Source organism: Clostridium sp. JS66 (assembly GCF_033561535.1).
Classification (GTDB): domain Bacteria; phylum Bacillota; class Clostridia; order Clostridiales; family Clostridiaceae; genus Clostridium_AM; species Clostridium_AM carboxidivorans.
The window spans coordinates 3,458,189-3,479,180 of the sequence record NZ_CP131467.1; the positions used below are offsets into that span (position 1 = coordinate 3,458,189).

General features: G+C 28.1%; 17 protein-coding genes and 1 other annotated feature. Of the genes, 6 read left to right on the forward strand and 11 right to left on the reverse strand.

Features of this window, described 5'->3' with window-relative positions; all coding sequences use genetic code 11:
* Position 1 precedes the first annotated feature (1 nt).
* Positions 2–769, forward strand: a complete 768-nt coding sequence (locus Q6H37_RS16000) for a 3'-5' exonuclease (protein WP_318733923.1) — start codon at positions 2–4, stop codon at positions 767–769.
* A 27-nt stretch (positions 770–796) separates the two neighbouring features.
* Here the strand turns inward: Q6H37_RS16000 and Q6H37_RS16005 are convergent, their stop codons facing one another.
* The gene (locus Q6H37_RS16005) at positions 797–1,933 is read right to left on the reverse strand and encodes an SLC13 family permease (RefSeq protein WP_318733925.1); all 1,137 of its coding nucleotides are present in this window, start codon (positions 1,931–1,933) and stop codon (positions 797–799) included.
* 172 nt (positions 1,934–2,105) lie between these two features.
* On the opposite strand from Q6H37_RS16005, the gene Q6H37_RS16010 reads away from it, so the two are divergent.
* Positions 2,106–2,642 (forward strand): DUF6143 family protein, encoded by a 537-nt coding sequence (locus Q6H37_RS16010; RefSeq protein WP_318733927.1) that lies wholly within the window; start codon positions 2,106–2,108, stop codon positions 2,640–2,642.
* Between the two features lie 132 nt (positions 2,643–2,774).
* Here Q6H37_RS16010 and Q6H37_RS16015 read toward each other — a convergent pair whose 3' ends face one another.
* The 7 genes from Q6H37_RS16015 to Q6H37_RS16045 all read right to left on the reverse strand — a co-directional run bounded on the left by Q6H37_RS16015 (position 2,775) and on the right by Q6H37_RS16045 (position 12,573).
* Positions 2,775–5,033: a DEAD/DEAH box helicase gene (locus tag Q6H37_RS16015; protein WP_318733929.1), complete on the reverse strand. Its 2,259-nt coding sequence runs from the start codon at positions 5,031–5,033 to the stop codon at positions 2,775–2,777.
* A complete protein-coding gene (locus Q6H37_RS16020; RefSeq protein ID WP_318733931.1) occupies positions 5,027–6,904 on the reverse strand; it encodes a site-specific DNA-methyltransferase in 1,878 nt (625 codons plus the stop codon). Before Q6H37_RS16020 ends, Q6H37_RS16015 begins: the two co-directional genes overlap by 7 nt.
* 242 nt (positions 6,905–7,146) lie before the next feature.
* The gene (locus Q6H37_RS16025; RefSeq protein ID WP_318733933.1) at positions 7,147–7,548 is read right to left on the reverse strand and encodes a hypothetical protein; all 402 of its coding nucleotides are present in this window, start codon (positions 7,546–7,548) and stop codon (positions 7,147–7,149) included.
* A 171-nt stretch (positions 7,549–7,719) separates the two neighbouring features.
* Positions 7,720–8,163: a hypothetical protein gene (locus Q6H37_RS16030; protein ID WP_318733934.1), complete on the reverse strand. Its 444-nt coding sequence runs from the start codon at positions 8,161–8,163 to the stop codon at positions 7,720–7,722.
* Between the two features lie 270 nt (positions 8,164–8,433).
* Positions 8,434–10,362, reverse strand: a complete 1,929-nt coding sequence (locus Q6H37_RS16035) for an ABC transporter ATP-binding protein (protein WP_318733936.1) — start codon at positions 10,360–10,362, stop codon at positions 8,434–8,436.
* Positions 10,349–12,088 (reverse strand): ABC transporter ATP-binding protein, encoded by a 1,740-nt coding sequence (locus Q6H37_RS16040; protein ID WP_318733938.1) that lies wholly within the window; start codon positions 12,086–12,088, stop codon positions 10,349–10,351. Before Q6H37_RS16040 ends, Q6H37_RS16035 begins: the two co-directional genes overlap by 14 nt.
* A 53-nt stretch (positions 12,089–12,141) precedes the next feature.
* Positions 12,142–12,573, reverse strand: a complete 432-nt coding sequence (locus Q6H37_RS16045; RefSeq protein WP_318733939.1) for a MarR family winged helix-turn-helix transcriptional regulator — start codon at positions 12,571–12,573, stop codon at positions 12,142–12,144.
* A gap of 279 nt (positions 12,574–12,852) precedes the next feature.
* Between Q6H37_RS16045 and Q6H37_RS16050 the strand changes: the two genes are divergently transcribed.
* The 4 genes from Q6H37_RS16050 (at position 12,853) to Q6H37_RS16065 (ending at position 16,428) form a co-directional block, all read left to right on the forward strand.
* Positions 12,853–13,815 carry an AEC family transporter gene (locus Q6H37_RS16050; protein WP_318733941.1) on the forward strand — a complete coding sequence of 321 codons (963 nt, stop codon included), beginning with the start codon at positions 12,853–12,855 and terminating at the stop codon, positions 13,813–13,815.
* Between the two features lie 76 nt (positions 13,816–13,891).
* Positions 13,892–14,140: a binding site (T-box leader), on the forward strand.
* Between the two features lie 144 nt (positions 14,141–14,284).
* On the forward strand, positions 14,285–14,800 hold the full coding sequence (locus Q6H37_RS16055) for a tryptophan transporter (protein ID WP_318733943.1): 516 nt from the start codon (positions 14,285–14,287) through the stop codon (positions 14,798–14,800).
* A 17-nt stretch (positions 14,801–14,817) separates the two neighbouring features.
* A complete protein-coding gene (locus Q6H37_RS16060; protein ID WP_318733945.1) occupies positions 14,818–15,996 on the forward strand; it encodes a M20 family metallopeptidase in 1,179 nt (392 codons plus the stop codon).
* Positions 15,997–16,161: 165 nt separating this feature from the next.
* A complete protein-coding gene (locus Q6H37_RS16065; protein ID WP_318733947.1) occupies positions 16,162–16,428 on the forward strand; it encodes a hypothetical protein in 267 nt (88 codons plus the stop codon).
* 79 nt (positions 16,429–16,507) lie between these two features.
* Here Q6H37_RS16065 and Q6H37_RS16070 read toward each other — a convergent pair whose 3' ends face one another.
* The 3 genes from Q6H37_RS16070 to Q6H37_RS16080 form a co-directional block, all read right to left on the reverse strand.
* A complete protein-coding gene (locus tag Q6H37_RS16070; RefSeq protein WP_318733949.1) occupies positions 16,508–17,107 on the reverse strand; it encodes a TVP38/TMEM64 family protein in 600 nt (199 codons plus the stop codon).
* Positions 17,108–17,347: 240 nt separating this feature from the next.
* On the reverse strand, positions 17,348–19,342 hold the full coding sequence (locus Q6H37_RS16075; protein ID WP_318733951.1) for a methyl-accepting chemotaxis protein: 1,995 nt from the start codon (positions 19,340–19,342) through the stop codon (positions 17,348–17,350).
* A gap of 184 nt (positions 19,343–19,526) precedes the next feature.
* The gene (locus Q6H37_RS16080) at positions 19,527–20,972 is read right to left on the reverse strand and encodes a HAMP domain-containing sensor histidine kinase (RefSeq protein ID WP_318733953.1); all 1,446 of its coding nucleotides are present in this window, start codon (positions 20,970–20,972) and stop codon (positions 19,527–19,529) included.
* Positions 20,973–20,992: the final 20 nt, after the last annotated feature.

Below are 20,992 nucleotides of genomic sequence, written 5' to 3' on the forward strand. Positions count from 1 at the left end.
AATGAATTACATAGTATTTGATTTAGAATTTAATCAAAGTTTAAATTCTAAAAAAGAAAACAAAAATTTAACAAATTCAAAATGTCCTTTTGAAATAATTCAAATTGGTGCTGTAAAGCTTGATGAAAATTTTCAGGTTATTTCTACCCTGAACAAATTAGTGAAACCTAAATTATACACTGTCATGAACCCTTTTGTAGAGGAAATGACAGGTATTTCAATAGATATGTTAAGAGCAGCACAATCTTTTAAAGAAGTTTATAAAGAACTTTTAGAATTTATAGGTAATGATAAAACCATATTGTGTGTATGGGGTGCTTGTGATATAAAAGAATTATTTAGAAATGTTCAATACCACAATTTGGACATATCCCCAATTCCGAAGGAATATATTAATATTCAATTTTATGTATCTAAGTATCTTAATTGTCCAAAAGGAACTAATATTGGACTTAAAAATGCTGCTGAATTATTAAACATTAATATTGAAAATAAATTTCATAATGCTCTTAATGATGCTTACTATACAGCAGAAGTTTTCAAGAAAATCCCTAAAAAAAATATAAACATTATAAAATATGATGTAAATAAAAATATGAAACCTATTAGAAGCAATGCTGAAAAAAGCATACTTGATACTTCTAAGTTAATTAAACAATTTGAAAAAATGTTTAATAGAGAAATGTCTGAGGAAGAACAAAAAATTATTAAGCTAGCTTATATGATGGGAAAAACTAGACAATTTGAAATTCCACATTCTGATAATTAAAACATTTTGCACTTAAAAATATAGCTTCTATAAATGAATGTATACGTAATTTGCAATAGTAAATAAAAATAAACTTACAAAGCTGTAAATGTTGAACTTACTCAAATACAATTTATTTTTTTTATCTTCATTTTCATTTATAAATATTTTATAAGAAATAAGGCTTGCCAGTGAAGCTATTAGCGTCCCCATTCCTCCTATATTAACACCTAAAAGTACCTCTCGCCAATTTTCAGTAAATCCTGCTACTAATACAGAACATGGAACATTACTTATAAATTGACTAAACACTATAGAGGAAAAATAAGGCATATCTCTTATTTGCAAAAAATTATGTAAATATTCTTGAATACTTTTTATGCTGGATACATTTCCAATAAATATAAAAAAACATATAAATGTGAGTAATAAAAAATAATCTACTTCTTTTATAAGGTGTTTATCCATAAAAAATACTCCTACTACTACAATTAAAAATGTATACTTATAATTTACAATTCCAAATACAGAAAGAACTACAATGAAAAAAATAATTAAATATATGCTAGTCCTCTTTTTATCTTCTATATTTACATTTTTAATGGATAGTTGAAGCTTTTTCTTAGATACTCTAATATTTAGTAAAATAAGCCAAAACATACCTATACCCACAAATGGTATTGTAATTGTAAAAAACTGAAAACTGCTCAAATTATAATATGTAAATAAAAACAAATTTTGTGGATTTCCCATAGGTGTAAGGCTGCTGCCTATATTAGCCGCTAGAGTTTGAAGTATTATTGTTTTCATTGGATCAAATTTTACTTTTTTAAAAGTAAGCATAGCTAAAGGAACAAAAGTAAGTAATGCAACATCATTTGTTACCAGCATGGAAGCAAAAAAAGTTATTCCAATAAATATCAAGGAAACCATTCTAGTATTTTTACACTTTGATAAAACCATAATTGCAATTTTATCCATGAACCTCAGCTCTTTTAAAGCAGAAATTATTATCATCAAATTAAAGAGAAGTACAATAACCTTAAAATTTATATATGATATTTTGGGATTAACAAAAAGAGAAGTAAAAATTGACAGTGCTAATGATATACAAAATACCTTCTCCATCTTTAGTTTCTCAACTATTCTATAAATATTTTGTGAATTTAATCTTAAGTTTTCCATTAGTATATTATCCTGTCCTCTCTCATAAAAATGTTTTAATCTGTACACCATTCATTATAATATATCTTTTTTGTCATAGACACAATAGTATAATTAAAAAATTTATAATTCACAATTTAAGCACATGGAACAATTCCTGCCATAATTCATAAAATATATCGAGGTGATTCAAATGAGGAATAATACAACTTCTCATTCTTTGAGAGAAGTAGTTAATATTGAAAATCCAGTTTTTAAATCCTTTGAAGGCAAATACTTTATTGGAGAATCTGATTTATTAAGTTTTGGTTTTAATAATTATGCCTGGGGAGCTTTATACAATCCTAAAGACTCAGGTGTAAATCTATATTTTAGTGTTACCACTGTAACTAATACTTCAGATTTGCCAATAAAATCAAGAATATATTTAAACTCCACTATACCAGAAGGAGCAACTAAAGTAACCTCTGTTACACCATCTAACCTTACAATTTTACCACCACCTAAGCCAAAGATAATATTTCTTACTGGTCAATTTCTAAGCAGTAAAATTGAAGGTGGTGTTAAAGCTTATACAAGAATTGTTCCTCCGAGCTCCACTCTTGTCAATGAAGAAAATGGTAAAATAGTTATTCCTCCTGGAGGCAATATTTTAAACTTATTAATTTCTTCTGCTCAAGTGTTAATTAAGGCTCATATTGCATATGGCTTCTGGCGAGAAGAAATATAGAAAATTTCATAAGGTAAACTGTATATTTTACCAATTACCCAATAAAACACTCCTCTTTTCTGTATTTATTCTATATAGTACAGTTTGCCTCTTTTTATTTATGCTATAGCATAAATACTAAAGCTTTATATATTAGCATTTAAAACTTTCCCAATCTGCTAAATTATTTGATGCATATTCTTTTCCACCAATATTAATCTTTATGCTTCCATCTGATACTTCAATTATTCCACCCATAACATTTTTTCCTTTACCTATTTCCTCTTTTAAATATTTTTTCAAATATTCACTTTTAACCTTTGTTCTAGTTTCTGCTTCTCTATCATTTTTTGATTTAACTTCAAATATTCCAACTAATCCTGTTTTAAAAAGTACAATGTAATCTGGATAAAATGCATGAGGAATTCCATTATATTCATAGCGTATAGCAAAGTTTTCTTTTCCGCTGTCACCATTTTTATACCACCAAATAATTTTATCTCCACTTTTCTCTAAAAAATCTTCAAAACCTTTTTCAGTTTGCTTTCTATTTTTCTTTAAGTAGCATTTATCATATATATTTTTTTCTGATTTAAAAAACTCATAAGAAACATCATCTACAAGCTTAGTTTCTTTTATTGAAAAATCATTATAATATTCTTTTGTCTCTTTAAGTTCATATTTGCTATATTCTTCAATATACTTTTCTACAGTGCTATTTAATATTGATTTGAAAAATTTCTCGTAATTAACAATGAATAATGATTGTATTTTAGTTATTACCCCTGTTTTCTTTATGTTATAATTAAAAACATCATTAAAATATTTATAAATTAATTCCTTTAAATAAGGATAGAAATTTTCCGAAGCTCTTTTTAAAATAGTTGTAAATACTTCTTCAATATCAAATTCACTTACCTTTATTCTCTTATCTTTATGAGATATTTTTACATTTACTCTATCTAACTTCACTGTTTCTATATGTCCATCATACATAAGCTGACTTTCTAAATTATCAATTTCCATATTAAAATTTAGTTTATTCAACGCATATAGGTTATTTACTGCATTTCTATTCACTGATACATTTAGTTCTTTTTCAGCTTGGTCATAAAAAATACGATCTAATATTTCTCTTTTAATAACAACATCTTTACTTGGTTCTTTATAATATGAACGTAAAATAATATTTTTCATTTTAGGTTTAATATTAGCCTTCAAAAATTTAACTAATGAAAGGCTGCCTACTTTAACAGAAATATCTTTATTATTAGTATATATATACGCTCTATTTAAAATTTCATTTCTATAATGCTTCCGCTCAGGCATACGAAGAATTCTTCCAATCGTTTGTATATCAAAAATCTCACTTCCACTTTCTCTAAGCTTTAAAAGTACTTGTGCTCTCGGACAATCCCATCCAGTAGCTACAGCCATTTTAAAAATTAAAACATCAACCTTAGAGTTGAAATCGACAATATTTTCTAAGTTTTTACACTTATTACTTGTCCATACCGCGAGATTATTATTTTCTATTGATATTCCCTTAATTTTAAGTATTCTAATTAATTCATGTAAAATTTCTTCTCCTGTTTTAGCATTAGGTATTTGAATAAGACATAATGGATTTATTTTAACATTCTCTCTGCTAAAAGCTTCACTTAACTCTAATCTTCTTTTAATAGCCATTTCCACTACAATTTCAATAGAATTTTTATTATCCAGATCTACTTCTTCAATATTATCATTTATAAGCACTTCTTTTTTTATTATTCCAGATTCAATAACCTCTTCTGGGGAAACCTTTACAAAAGCTGCTCTATTATCATCTATATCCTCTCCTGAAGGTATATATTTTGGAGTAGCACTCATTTGAAGCAAAATTTCAGGATTTATTATATTCATTAACTCCTTTGAAGTTCTTGTGTCTGTAGTATTATGACTTTCATCAATAATTAACATTATTTTTCTTACACTACTTGTATTTTCTATAAGCTTAATAAAATTTATTCCATCTCCTTCTCTCATTAAAATGTTATCCCATGCTCCATTTTTCTTTGTATTCAGCTTTTCCCAATTAACTACTACTATGGCATTTCTTTTTATTATTCCATATCTAATAACATCCTCTAGTAGTCTGCAAGGAGGACTTCCTTCTAATATGCTACTTATTTTATTCTTACTCTGCTCATGTAAATGTCCCTTACCAATGGATATCCATATAAAACAAAAATCTTTATCTTGAAGTTTACTGACCATTTCAATATACTTTGATGCAATTACAGTTTTACCTGAACCTGTAGGTGCTTTAAGAACCAATACCTTTTTTTTATCATTATTTTTAAGCAACTTAACAGTTTTATCCATTAACTCTCTAACAGCTTTTTTCTGGTAACTTTTTAGCACTACCATGATTTTAGTGCCTCCTCATAAACTTCCATAATTTTTTGTGGTATTGGTTTAACTTTTATTCCTATATCATTCAGTTCTTCAAATTCACTCATTTCACAATCCAAACTCAGAAAATAAAGAATTTTTTTATATGAATTTAAACATTTTAAATCTTTTTTAATGCTGGCTATCATAGAAGAATCCATAAAACTGTGGCAAATTATCATAGCCAAATTATTGCTTATAAAAATATTATACTGACTCCCACTTTTATATAAATTAAAGCAGTTTTCCTTTATACATAAAAGTTCGGTACATCTATCTGCAAGTTTAATTTTTAAAGCATCTCTGCTTTGATTCTTAGGAATAAACTCTACTTTATAATATTTCACATTCCCACCTATTCCTTTTATATAAGTATCATGGGAGTTTATATATCCTGTAATAATATTTCTTATACGTCTATAGGTTATATTTTCACATATATTTAAAATATTTTCTGGAGTTTCACTTCCAATATTAGATAGTATAAATTGCCTCTCTCCATTATCCTCCTTATTCATTTCTAAAATAGCTTGTCCTAAAGTTCCTGATCCAGCAAAAAAATCAATAAAAATCCCTTTATCATCACACATAGAAACTATTCTCTTTATAAATTTAAGCGGCTTTTTTCCACTGCTAAAAGTAATTCCTCCCTCAGAAGCAATTCCATTCCAACTAATATCATCCCATAGAGTTCCAAGTTTCTCCTTTTTGTATATTTTTTTATTCTTCATATAAGCTGCATCTGATAACCATATAACTATTCTGCTGTTAATATAATAGTTAGTAGTTAATTTATTTTTATTTTTTCCTGTTTTAGGAACATATTCTACGGATATAAGTTCTCTATAATCATTAGTACCTTCTATTACTCTTTTTCTTATTGATGATTGAGAATTGGTACTGCTGCATATTTTATAAAAATATTTTAAATAAACTTCACCTTCAGATAAGTTTTCTTCCTCCATAATTTCTGATATATTTTTCATAATATATCCTTCATGTTTAAAAATTTTTATATTCCCAGAATTTCCATCCTTTATAGTACACATATATTTCTTAGTGCCTTCATTTATAAGCACCTGTCTATAATCATATTGTTTTCCTTCTTCTCTTCTTTCATTTATAAGGCTCATCAAAGGATATTCTTTATATACAGCTTTAAGATTACACCTTTCTCTATTTTTACAGTAAATAAGCAAGTACTCTATATTCTTTTTTAACTTTTTATCTTCTCCACCACCACTAGCACCTGAAGCATTTTTAGTTTTAACACTTATACAATTAATAAAATTCTCTTCACCAAATACATCATCACATAACATTTTTAGTTGACTTTGCTCATTGTCATCAATAGATATAAATATAGCTCCATCACTACTTAAAAGTTCTCTTGCCAATCTTAATCGCTTATTCATAAAAGAAATCCATTTACTATGCCTATAAGTGTCTTCACCATTAACATAATTATCATTGTATATAAAATCCTTATTTCCTGTATTATATGGAGGATCAATAATTATATTTATCTGTCTTTCATCATTTATTCCATGAGTAAACAATAAAGTATTTAAAGCATATAAATTATCCCCTTCTATTATTACATTGGTAATATTACTATTCCCGCTCTTAATTTCCTTTTCTTTAACTTCTGTAAGTACTGGATAATTATTTTTTAAAACTTTTTCCGCTTCCTCTACTTGTTCTTCCCACACTAAACCGTACTTTTTGGTTTTCCTTAAATAATTATTTTCTAGCTTTAGCTTTTCTATAATGGAAATCAATTTTTCCTTTGTAAACTCTATATCATCAATGTCTTTTAAATTTTCAAATGCATATACTTTTTCCATACTTTCACCTCCGTCACTTACATATTATCATATATTTTACATTTTTTGTATATTTATAAGTAAATTATAAAGAATAAACTATTATACATAATTGTTTTCATAAACAAATTTGAAGACAAATAAAAAAACTACCCATTAAATGAGTAGTTTCTGTTTGAATATTAACTTTACTTTTTTAATATTTTATGTACCTATAACATTTTTCATATATATCAATAAATATACAACCTTGCTTAATTACTTTAAATCCCACTAGTTCCTTTTAGCATACTTATCATGTCTTGTAGCTTTATATTTTGTTTACGGAAATTTTCTGAATGGAATTGATTTTTGTATTTTAAAATAGCAAAAACAGTTTGGTCTGTCTTCTCATAACTACAATGTTTTATTTCATTGGATGTAAATAAACCTTGTGAATTATTCTGATTTTTAACTTTATCAATAGGAATTTTTCTCAGCAAAGTTTTTTTCCCATCTTCACTTACAATATATGTACAATAATACTTACCTTGCTGTTCTGATACAATTTGCCTTTTTTTCTTTTTTTGTACTTCATCTTCGTCCTTACTAGTAGATTGATTTTTTGATGTTGCAAGATTTAAATAACTATCTTGATTACAAACATTGTTTATACATGCACTCACGTTTTTTCCTCCTTTAAGAACATATTTCCATCTATAACATATTATTAAAACAAGTTAAGTTATTTTAATTTGTGGTAGCCTTTTTAAGTTTATTTTATATATCAATTGTAACATGTTTATTATTTGAATATCAACCAAATTGATATCATGATTACTATAATTTTCCTTGTTTCAATCCTCATTTGAATTGGGCTCAGCTTCACTTGAATTTGAGTTTATGTTATTAATATATTCATCCATATATTTATTAAATGCTTCCAACGAAATATGTTTATTTTCTAAATACAATTTGTTCAATACAAAATTTAACTGCTGTTCACTTTTAATATTTCTAAGGTTCATTTTAATTTTATTTAAATCATTAACAGCACACTCAGAAGTAATGATTTTTATAAAAATTTCTTCAAGTTGTTTCAAAGCAGGACATATAGAAGTATTAATTGTACTTTCCAAAGAGCATTTAATAATATTCATAATTTGATTTACTGTCTCAATAACTGCACATTGAATTATTCCTTCATCAATAAGTTTTTCTACTGCTTTTACAATGCCCTTTTCTACTCCTTTCTCTATTCCTTTTTCCATAACCTTTTCTATATCTTTATTTATACTCATATTTACCTCAAAATTAATATGACTTCACTTTAATATTTATTTAATTAAACTCCATTTAATACATCAATATATAAATTTTAAGCTCTAAAATCCCCAAAAAATTTAAAAGGTAAATTATATCCTTAAAGATATAACTTACCTGATTTTCTTAAAAAATATTGTTTATCATAAAAATCGCTTCATAAAATCTGAACAAACTTCTGCTCTATGAAAAAGTACTTTTTATAATCAAACTGCACAATCTAAAGATCACTTAATAAATAATTAATTTTATGACAGCTCAAATGCTCCTGTATATAGCTGATAGTACTTGCCTTTTTGTTTGATTAAATCATCATGGTTTCCTCTTTCAATAATTCTACCTTCATCTAATACCATAATTACATCTGAATTTTTAATTGTAGAAAGTCTATGAGCAATTACAAATACTGTTCTTCCCTTCATAAGCTTATCCATACCATCTTGAACTATAACTTCCGTTCTTGTATCAATGCTGGATGTTGCTTCATCAAGTATTAAAACAGGTGGATCAGCAATAGCTGCTCTAGCAATTGTCAATAGTTGTCTTTGTCCTTGTGACAACTTTCCACCATCACTAGTAAGAACTGTATCATATCCCTTTGGAAGATGTTTTATAAACTGGTGTGCATTAGCAAGCTTAGCTGCTGCAACTACTTCTTCATCAGTTGCATCCAGTTTCCCATATCTAATATTGTCTGCAACTGTTCCAGTGAAAAGATGTGGATCTTGAAGTACCATTCCAAGAGAACCCCTTAAATCATCTTTTCTAATTTTGTTGATATTTATGCCATCATATCTAATCTTCCCATCTTGAATATCATAAAAACGGTTGATTAAGTTTGTAATAGTAGTTTTCCCTGCTCCTGTAGCACCTACAAAGGCTATCTTTTGGCCTGGTTTTGCATAAAGCTTTATATTGTGTAATATAATTTTTTCATCATTATATCCAAAATCAACGTCATCAAATACTACTTCACCAAGAAGCTTTGTATAAGTAACTGTATCATCTTGGTGCGGATGCTTCCATGCCCAAATTCCAGTACGTTTCTTGGATTCTACTAGTTCTCCATTTTCATTTTCTTCTGCATTTACTAAAGTTACATAACCTTCATCGGCTTCTTTCTCTTCATCAAGAAGTTTAAATATACGTTCTGCCCCTGCTAAAGCCATAATTACAAAGTTAAATTGTTGAGACATTTGGTTTATTGTTTGGCTGAAGGTTCTTGTTAGCTGCAAGAAGGATGCAAGTCCTCCAAGAGTAAAACCAGCAAATGATCCAATGGCAAGAATAGAACCAACAATAGCAACTGCTACATAATTTATATATCCAATATTACCCATGATAGGCATTAAAACATTGGCATATTTATTTGCATTATTTGCACTATTAAACAACATGTCATTTAATTTATCAAAATTAATTTTTGCTTCTTCTTCATGACAAAAGACTTTTACAACCTTTTGGCCTTCTATCATTTCTTCTATATAACCATTTACTACGCCTAAATCTTTTTGTTGAAGTCCAAAATATTTTCCACTTTTACCACCAATAAACTTAGTAACGTTGACCATCAAAATTATAATTAAAATTTCAATACCTGTTAATGGTAAGCTTAAGAAAATCATAGAAATAAATACACCAATAACAGTTATAATTGCTGATAACAATTGAGGTATACCTTGGCTTATCATTTGTCTCAATGTATCTGTATCATTGGTATAAAGACTCATTAAATCTCCATGAGCATGAGTATCAAAGTATTTAATATTTAAAGTTTCCATATGAGAAAACATATCATCTCTTATCCTTTTAAGTGAACCTTGAGAAATTATAATCATCATACGGCTATACGCATATGTTGCCAAAACTCCAACATAATAAATTAATGCCATAGTAAATATCATTTTAAGTAATGGTGCAAAATCAGCTCCAGATTTATTTAAAAGAGGTACTATATATTTATCTATTAGAGTTTTTATAAATAATGTACCAACAACATTGGCAATAGAACTTATAATAATAGTTGCCAGTACCATAAGGAACAAAAATTTATATTCTTTAATTACATAAGCTAACAACCTTTTTAAAGTCTTCAAGGAATTTTTACTCATCTTTGCATGTCCACGTGCACCAGGCCCTCGCATGGCTCTAGGCTTAACACTTTTACTTTGGCTCATTGTCATCAGCTCCTTTCATTTGAGATTCATAAACTTCTCGATATATAGAATTACATTTTAGAAGCTCATCATGACTTCCAAACCCATCAATTTTTCCGTCATTTAATACAATAATTCTATCTGCATCTTCTACTGATGAAATACGTTGTGCAATAATAATCTTTGTAGTATCTGGTATTGTTTCTTTAAATGCCTTTCTAATAAGAGCATCAGTCTTAGTATCTACAGCGCTTGTGGAATCATCTAAAATTAGTATTTTAGGTTTCTTTAAAAGTGCTCTTGCAATACATAATCTCTGCTTTTGTCCTCCAGACACATTGCTTCCACCTTGTTCAATGTAGGTATCATACTTATCTGAGAAATTTTCTATAAATTCATCAGCCTGAGCCTGTCTACATGCAGTAATTAATTCTTCATCTGTGGCATTTTTGTTTCCCCATCTTAAGTTTTCTTTTATTGTTCCGGAAAACAATACATTTTTTTGTAATACCATGGAAACTTCGTCTCTGAGAGTTTCTATATCATATTTCTTAACATCAATTCCTCCAACTTCAACACTACCAATTGTTGTATCATACAATCTTGGAATAAGTTGAACTAAAGTGGATTTAGCACTTCCTGTTCCTCCAATAATACCTATAGTTTCACCTGAATTAATTTTTATATTTACATCTTCTAAAACACAATTATCTAAGCTTTTATTATATGAAAAATTAACATTTTTAAATGTAATAGATCCATCTTTCACTTCATAAATTGAATTTTTAGGATTTGCCAAATCACTTTTTTCTTCTAATACTTCTATAATTCTTTCAGCTGATGATTTTGACATAATTACCATGACAAATACCATAGAAATAATCATAAGACTCATTAATATATTAGTAGTATAAGTAAATAAACTCATTAATTCACCTGTTGTCATAGAATGTGAAACAATCATTTTTGCCCCAAGCCATGATAAAAGTAAAATACAAGTATACACTGCAAATTGCATTGCAGGAGCATTAATTATAATCAATTTTTCAGCTCTTATAAAAAGTCTATATAGGTTTTCAGAAGCTTTATAAAATTTCCCTATTTCATGTTCTTCTCTTACATAAGCCTTTACAGTACGAATTGCCGTTAAATTTTCTTGCACACTAGCATTTAAATCATCATATTTTCTAAAAACTTGCATGAAATATGGGTGTACTCTAGTCATAATAAAATACAATACAATCCCTAAAAAGATAATTGCTCCTAAAAATACTAAAGCTAATTTTGCATTGATATAAAAACTCATTCCCATAGCAAAAACCAACATGAATGGTGCTCTAACAAACATCCTTATTACCATTTGAAATGCATTTTGAACGTTTGTTATATCTGTAGTTAGCCTTGTTATAAGTCCAGCTGTAGAATACTTGTCTATATTAGAAAAAGAATAATTTTGTATATTATAATACATTGCTCTTCTTAAATTTCTAGCAAAACCAGTAGATGCACTAGCTGCATATTTTCCTGACAATGCACCACAAGTAAGAGATATAAATGATACTGCTAACATTACTGCTCCAACAATACATACATATTTCATATCTCCTTTTCCTACCCCATTGTCAATAATCCATGCCATTAATAGTGGAATAATAGTCTCCATTATTGCTTCTAAAGCAACAAATATAGGAGTTAAAATTGCGTCTTTTTTAAATTCTGCTACATAACTTGCTAATTTTCTTATCATATATTTTCCCCCTCTTGTTAGATTTCTAACTAATGTTACAAAAAAAATTGCACTTAATCAGCAACTTTTTTAGATAATCTGTCAAGTAAATGAATTAATATGTACATCTCATCATCACTTAACTCGTCCCTTAAATATTTTTCAATTTTAATAATGGATTCATGTACTTTTTTTTGAATTTCAAGTCCTTTTTTTGTAAGTATTATCTTCTTAAGCCTTGCATCTTCAGAAACACTTACTCTTTCAATATAGCCGTTTTTTTCCATTAATTGAAGTACACTAGTTACTGAAGAACGTCTAATATCAAAAACTTCTTCTATATCCTTTTGAAATACATCTCTATTTTGACACTTATGATATACAAAACCAAGTATCATGCTTTGAATACCTGTTATACCATACTTAGCAACTTCTTTATTTATTTTTCTGTTGATCCTATTGCTGAAAATATTTACTTTTCTACCTATCAATTCTTCCTTATCCATATACCATCCTTCTATCGTTTTGTTAGACTTCTAACTAATTATAATTTTAACTGTAATTCTTGTCAATATAGTATATTTACTCATTACCATTATTTAATCTTTAAAAATTTAAAAGTAATCGTATAAATTTCACTTGTTCTCACCATATCTATTAAGCATATTGAACATTATATACATATTTAGTAGAATAAATTATAACTAAGTTCTTTATTTGTCGATTTCATACTAATCATATCAAATTAAAGGACAATATATACATAATTTTAGGAGGCTGAAAAAATGGCTATTTTTTTACACATACTAGCAAATAATATTGTACCAGTTTTCATATTAATTGCATTTGGCTATATAATAAGTAAAAAATTTGATTTAAGTATATTCACTCTCAGTAAGCTAAACTTCTATTTATTTATACCTGGCTTTATATTTTATAATCTCTACTCTACTAATTTATCTCCCGAAATGTTCAAAATTTTGTTTTTTTGCGTACTTTATTTAGTATTTAATGATATAACAGCTAGAATTATTGCAAAAACTCGAGGATATGACATAGGTCAAACAAGTGCTTTTAAAAATTCTATTATGTTTAACAATACAGGCAATATAGGTGTATCCCTTATTACTCTTATTTTTGGCAGTGCACCTTTTGTTATTAATGGAAAGACACCCTATTTAAATGAAGCTCTTACAGTTCAAATTATGATTTTAGTATTTACCAATGTTACAATGTATACTATTGGTTTTTATAACGCTGGAAGAGGTAAAATGAATTTTAAAGAATCAATACATCAAATTTTCTCTATGCCCTCCATATATGCTATACCACTTGCACTTTTACTTAAATATGCTAAAGTTGATATAACAACAACCCCATTATGGAGTACATTAGAATATGTAAAAAATGGACTTGTACCTATGGCATTGTTAACCTTAGGTGTTCAACTTTCAAAAACTAAATTTGATTTTAAAGATATCAATGTAAATATAGCAGTTTTTACTCGCTTAATTTTGGGACCTATATTAGCTATAGTATTAATACATGCCTTTGGTTTCTTTGGAGTTATTGCACAAACAGTACTCATATCCTGTTCTGTACCAACAGCTGTAAATACAGCTTTAATTGCTGTTGAATGTGATAACAATGCAAATTTTGCCTCACAAGAAGTAATGGTATCCACCATTTTTAGCTGTATTACACTTACTTCCTGCATATACTTAGCTAGAGTCTTATTTCCTATTTAAATTTTAAATTTATAAATAAAAGTATTGACAAACAGATTATAAAGTATTACCATGTAAACAATAACTAATTAAAGAAAATAATCCTTTGACAAGGAGTAGTAACTATTAAGTTTAGTTATAGAGAGCTGAAGGTGGTGTGATTTCAGCACAATAACTGATAGTGAATGGACCTTAGAGGAGTAAACCGAAATTCAAAATCATTGAAGAGTAGTATTTACCGTTAGCCATACGTTATAATGGATAGGACATGTTAGTGTCTAAAATTCAAGTGATGTTTTTAATTAAGCATAATTTAGGTGGTACCGCGGATATCTCCGTCCTATTGTTATAGGACGGAGTTTTTATTTTATTAAAGATCTTTTTAGAATTGTAACTGTAAACTATTTGCTAGCTTCCGGAGGCTTTCAAATATTAATCAGAATTTTTGAAAAATATTTAACATTAAATAATATTAAAGGAGATGTAAATTATGAAATTGAAAAAAATTATTATAAATTCTTTATTTTTAGCCATCGGAACTGTAATTGCCCAAGTTATTCCACCTATATTCTTTGGAATGAAACCTGGTACTGGATTGGTTATGCTATTTATTATAATATTGCTCAATGATGATTATAAAACATGCATTACTGCTGGAATTGTACTAGGTATACTAGCTGCAGGTACTACAACATTTCCAGGAGGACAACTACCAAACTTTATAGATAAAATAATAACAGCAAATATTCTATTTATATTATTAAAACCACTTAGAAATAAATTAAATAGTCAAGTAACAACTATTTTAACTTCAGCTTTAGGCACAGCCATTAGTGGAACTACATTTTTATTCCTAGTTTTAATAACTGTAGGACTGCCTACAAAATTAAACCTGTTACTTTTCACTGTGGTTCTTCCTGCATGTATCATAAATACTGTATTAACTTCAATTCTATATAATGCTATAAATGCAGCCTTGAAAAGAGCTGCAATTAAAGAAATTTAGTAAAGAAGGTTGAATATATGAATAAATATTATAAAGAAGCATTGGAAATCAATGATGAACTTGTTGCTAATAGACGTACGTTTCATAACTACGCTGAAACTGGATTTGAACTGCCAGAAACAATATCTCTTGTAATGAAAAAGCTTACTGAATATGGTTTAAAGCCTTATCTTGTGGGAAAATCAGGAGTAAGTTGTACACTAGGTCAATCTGGTAAAACCATATTACTTCGTGCAGATATGGACGCTCTTCCTATGAGAGAAAAAACCGGGTTGGATTTTGCTGCAACTAATGGAAATTGCCATTCTTGTGGCCATGATTGCCATACTGCTATGCTGCTTGGTGCTGCAAAACTATTAAAGCAAAATGAAAATAAGTTAAAGGGTACTGTTAAACTTATGTTTCAACCTGCAGAAGAATTGCTTGCTGGTGCAAATGATATGATAGCTGCAGGAATATTAGAAAATCCTAAAGTAGATACAGCAATGGGACTGCACATTAAAGTTGGTCATGAAAATTCTAGTATTGGCTCCATTACCTATGCAAAAGGTACAGCCTTATATTCAGGTGATGCTGTTCGTATTACTATAACTGGTAAAAATGCTCACGGAAGTACTCCAGAAAAAGGTATAGATGCAATCAATATTGCAGCCCATGTGGTTATTTCGCTGCAAGAAATTATTGCAAGAGAAATACCTTGTACTGAACATGCTGTATTGATTGTTGGTAAAATACAAGGTGGGGATACTGTTAATACCTTAGCTGGCAATGCAGTAATTGAAGCTTCTATTCGAGCAACTACACAAGAGAGTCGTTCTTTTTTAAAAAAGAGAATTAAAGAAATTAGTGAAAATGTAGCTGAAACTTTTAAAGGACAGGCAATTGTAGAGTTTGTATATGGTATTGGTCCCCTATATAATAATCCAACCTTTAGTGAAGAAATTGCAAGTTATTGTAAAGAAATTTGCACTGAAGAAAAAATAAAAGAAATTCCTACAGCTTGTGGTACAGAAGATTTCACTAGTATTGCAAAACAAGTGCCCTCAGTTATGCTTAACCTTGGTGCTGGAAGTATTGAAGAAGGCTATACTTACTCTATGCATAACCCTAATATGATAGTAGATGAAGAAATTTTACCATTAGGTACAGCTTTATATGCGCACTGTGCTACTAAATATTTAGAAAATAATCTATGATAGTATGTTAGATTGATCTATATAAAAATATTATCTAATTTTCAATTAATATGGAATAATTTACTGTTCAAATGAATATAAATATGTTGTATCAATCATATGGAGATATTATGAAATCTCAATCTAGGTTTGTTAGCAGGACTAATTTATAAAGGATGGGTTTATATGAAAATTACAAAAAAAGATCAAATTATTAAGCTTTATAAGGAAGGTCTTAGAGTAGAGGATATAGTTAAGAAAGGATTTGGGAAAAAATACGTTAACCAGGTTCTAAAATTTTTAAAAATTTCTAAAACTCCTGTAAAACCTAATGATAAAACCAATATAAACGATATGAAAGAATTAGCATCACTGCTTGAAACGCTGGACAACAAATCTGATAAAATAAACATTAGCATTAATATCTCAATAAAAGTGGATAACTGCAAATAATACTGAATAAGGCAAGGGAAAATCCCCTGCCTCACTTTTTTTTTAAATAAAAAATCTTAATTTATCATTACATTAATATTTATCCTGTTATATGAGTAAAAAGTGCTCCAAATCCATAACTGTAAGCCAATATGCACCAAGGCTTTCCAAGTATGATAATCCACATAAATTTTTTAAATGACATCTTACTTAATCCAGATAAATAACAAAAAATGTCGTCTGGTGCAAGTGGAACCAACAGCGTAAAGAACAGTATAATGGCATATCCTTTTCCACCTTGAAACTTTCCAATATATTTTTCATATTTTTCTTCTGTTACAATCTTTTTTACAAAGCTAGCTCCATATTTTCTAGCTAGTAAAAATGATATAATTGATCCTAGAGTAATCCCTATGTAATTAAATATAAAGCTCTTCAAGCTTCCAAATAGTGCTACACCAACTATAGATCCTAAAACACCAGGAATTACTGGAAATATAACCTGTAACAATTGAATCACTATCAAAACAACTGGTGCAAATACTCCAAATTGGCGAATATAATTTTCAAAAGCTGCTTGTGAAGAAAAATTACCTTCCATATAAACTTTTATAATAAAAATTACCAACATAATTATCATTGCTAGTACAAACATATTAACATATTTCTTTATATTTTTTAGAGATTTTGTATATTCCAAATTTTTCTTTTCCTTTCTTTCATCATATTATCATCAACACTTGTTCATGTTAAATAGCAAGCTGCATGGTATAATTATAACAATTATTATGTCATTAAACAATCCTGTTATTGGAAATATCATGTGATAATTCATATACTAAATACATTGTACTTAAATTATCCAAATATCATTAAAATATTCTAATTTACTACAAAAAGATGAAGCATAAAAGCCTCATCTTTTTAAGATACTATATTTTTAAATTTTAAATTTATTTACTTCATCAACCATTTCCTTAGTCATATTACTGAGGACTTGTGATGATGCTGCTACTTCTTCTGTAGTAGCATTCATTTCTTGTGATGATGCCGAAATTTCCTCAAAAGTTGCTGAAACTTCAAGTGAAACTGAAGATACATCATTTACCCTATTTAAAATAGTATTTTTATCATTATCTATATCTTCTGCAGAATTTTTAACTACTTCAATTTTAGGAATCACTTCACTTACTGCTTCTATAATATTTTTGAAGGACACTATTGAACTTTCTATGATCTTAACTTGATTTATTAATTCGCCATCCATATTGCTAGAATCTTTAACTATAGTATCAGTATTTTGGGATATTTCACTAATTAATTTACTAATATCTTCTGCTGATACTTGAGATTGTTCTGCAAGCTTTCTTATTTCATCTGCAACAACTGCAAATCCTTTTCCTGATTCCCCTGCTCTTGCAGCTTCAATTGCTGCATTTAATGCCAATAAATTTGTTTGTTCTGCAATACTATTTATTATATTTATAATTTCATTTATTTCATTTATACTTTTTCCAAGCCCCACAATTTTACCATTAAAAGTTTTAAATGAATTACTTACCTTTGATACAGATTGATTTAATCCATTCATTTCTGTACTGCTTTCTTTTGCCATTAAACTAATTTCTCTGGATTTTGAGTCAACAACCTGTATTTCATTGACCATCCTGGACAATTTGTTGCTAAAGTCATTAAGAATATCCGTTACATTTACTAAATCTTGAGACTGTGAACTCGTTCCTTTTGCAATTTCATTTATTGCTTCTGCAACACTTTGTGATGAACTAGCTATTTCTTCCGAAACGGAAGACAAATTTTCTGACTGCATATTAATATTTGCAGAATTTTCTTTTATTCTATTAATCATTGTTCTTAATGATTCCTGCATTACTTTCATTGAATTATTCATGTCTCCAACTTCATCTTTCATTTGCAGATATCTAGTAGGAACTTCTTCACTCAAATTTCCTTCTGCTAATAAATCCAAATGTTTTGAAGTTGATTTTATTCCTCTTGATATACTGTTCGCAATAATATAAATCACTGCAGCTCCAATTAGTATGAATAATATAGAAAATACTATAACTGAAATTTTTAAACTAGTAAGCTCAGATAGTATTTCTCCTTTTTCCAATATAACTCCAACAGACCATTCTGTTCCTTTAACTGGAGCATAACCCATGCATTTATATATTCCTTCATAAGAATACTCACCTATTCCCGTTTCTCCTGCTCCCATTTTCTTTTCAATTTCAGCTAATGGCTGCAGTTTACTGTCCTTTTTTGCTGCTTCTACTGGATTATACATTTTAAGTACTAAATCTTTATTATTACTAGCAATATTTGTACCATCTTTTTTCATCATAAATGCATAACCTGTTTTTCCAAATTTTACTGCATTAGTTATATCACTTAAACGATTTCCATCTCTCGTTTCAATTAATGCTCCTACAACTTCATTATTGTTTTTAATAGGAACTGCATATACAACTACTACATCCCCACCAGTCTTACTTACAAAAGGATCTGATACATTGCTTTTACCAGATACAGCTTTTTGAAAATAATCTCTCTCTTTGACATTAACAATTGTTCCATCGGGTTTTGTTATGTTTCCATTTTTATCTACAGCCTCTAGCCTGACACTTCCTATCCTTTTACCTTCTTCTGTAAGAATCTGAATTTTATTTTGCCATGAATTATTAGTGTCTTTTATTTCAGATCTTGCTGCAATGGCTGCTAATACATTTAACTGCCCTTCAAGTTTACTTTGAACATTATTTGCTGTTTGTTCTGCTATTTTAGGAAGTGTTTTACCCAAATTTGTATTTAATGCCCTTGATGAATTTATAAAAGAAATCACACCTAATGCTATACATATAATACCTATTAATAAACCTGAAAACACTATCATTTTTGACTTAATACTCTTCATAATATCCCTCAATTCAATTAAAATGCTTAACATTAAACTAATCACATACATTATAATAATTTTTCAACAATAATTCTAATAGAAATTTCCACATGTATTAATAGTTTTCTTCTATAGAAATTGTATGTATTAGCATAATAATGCAATTTTAATTTTTCTGAAAAATATACAAATCTTAAATCTTCTAATGAAATTTTAGCTTAAACACTGTTTTATACTCTTTACAACTTTCAAGAGTTAAAGTTCCTCCATGCTTTTGAACTATTTTATTTGCAATAGAAAGCCCTAGCCCTGTACCACCTTTTGTATATCTTGATTTGTCACCTCTTGAAAAAGGTTCAAATATATTTTCCTTTAAACCTTCATCAATGCCAATTCCATCATCTGCAATTATCATCTGCATTTGGCAATTATCACAAGTTAACTCTATTTTAGCTTTTGTCCCAAATTTATTGTATTTCAACACATTAGATATGATATTTGAAATTGCTCTTTCCATTTCCACTCTATCAAATTCATACATAATTTCATGCTCTGGTAAGTTTATCTCAATTTTAAAACTTTTTTCCTCAAATTCATTATAATATTCAGATACTATTTGGCGTACAAACTCACAAAAATCCCATTTTTCCTTGTTTATTAAAAATCCACTATTATCAAGCTTTGTAAATTCATGAAGATTTTCAATTAAAGAAACTGTTCTTTTAGATTTATTATATATTGTATTTAAATATTGCTTAATTTTTTCATCATCCATTACCACACCATCTCTAAGTGCCTTTGAATAACCCATAATGGAAGTTAACGGAGTTTTCAAATCATGAGATATATCTGATAAAAGCTGCTGCTTTAAAATTTCCATTCTATTTCTTTCTTCCTTTGAAGTTTCAATTTTTTCAGCCATAAAATTAAAAGCATCTCTTATTTCTGCAAATTCATTTTCTGCATTAAAATTAATTCTTGTAGAATAATCCTCTTCTGTCATTCTTTTTATACCCTGTAATATTTTTTTTAGAGGCATAACCACTTTTTTAGTAGTTAAGTAAGCATATAAAAATACAGAAGTTATTAAAAACACTATAATTATAAGTATAGCTATCAATATGTAGATTGCAGCCTTTTCAATATACTTATCCGGCGATGGAGCTATATCCACATTTAATTTCACAATTCCAGGAGGTACTTTAACAATGCAGTAAAATTTTTGTTCATTGCTATTAAATGTTGCAACAGAATAAAAATAGGAAGTATCACTTTTCAAATTGTTATACGATAAGTCCATAAAATGCAAGAGCTCATCTTCTGTATAGCTTGCTGCTTTATCTTTTTTACTTCCTATAACATAAATAATCTTTTTATTTGAATCAAGTATTTCAACCCATCCTTTAGATTCAACAATTTTTGATGCATCAATTTTTTTATAATCACTTTTTACTATTTTTGATGCCATAAAAAACTTTTGTGTATCTTTTACATACTCTTCTGATGAAACCATCTTTCCTATTGTAAGAATGACAAAACCTATACTGCCTAATAATATAAGTAACATTAAAAACATAAAGACAATATAGTTCTTAAACATAGTAATATACAATCTTTTAAATTTTTTTCTTAACTTATTTAAAAACATTAATAATACCTTCCATACAT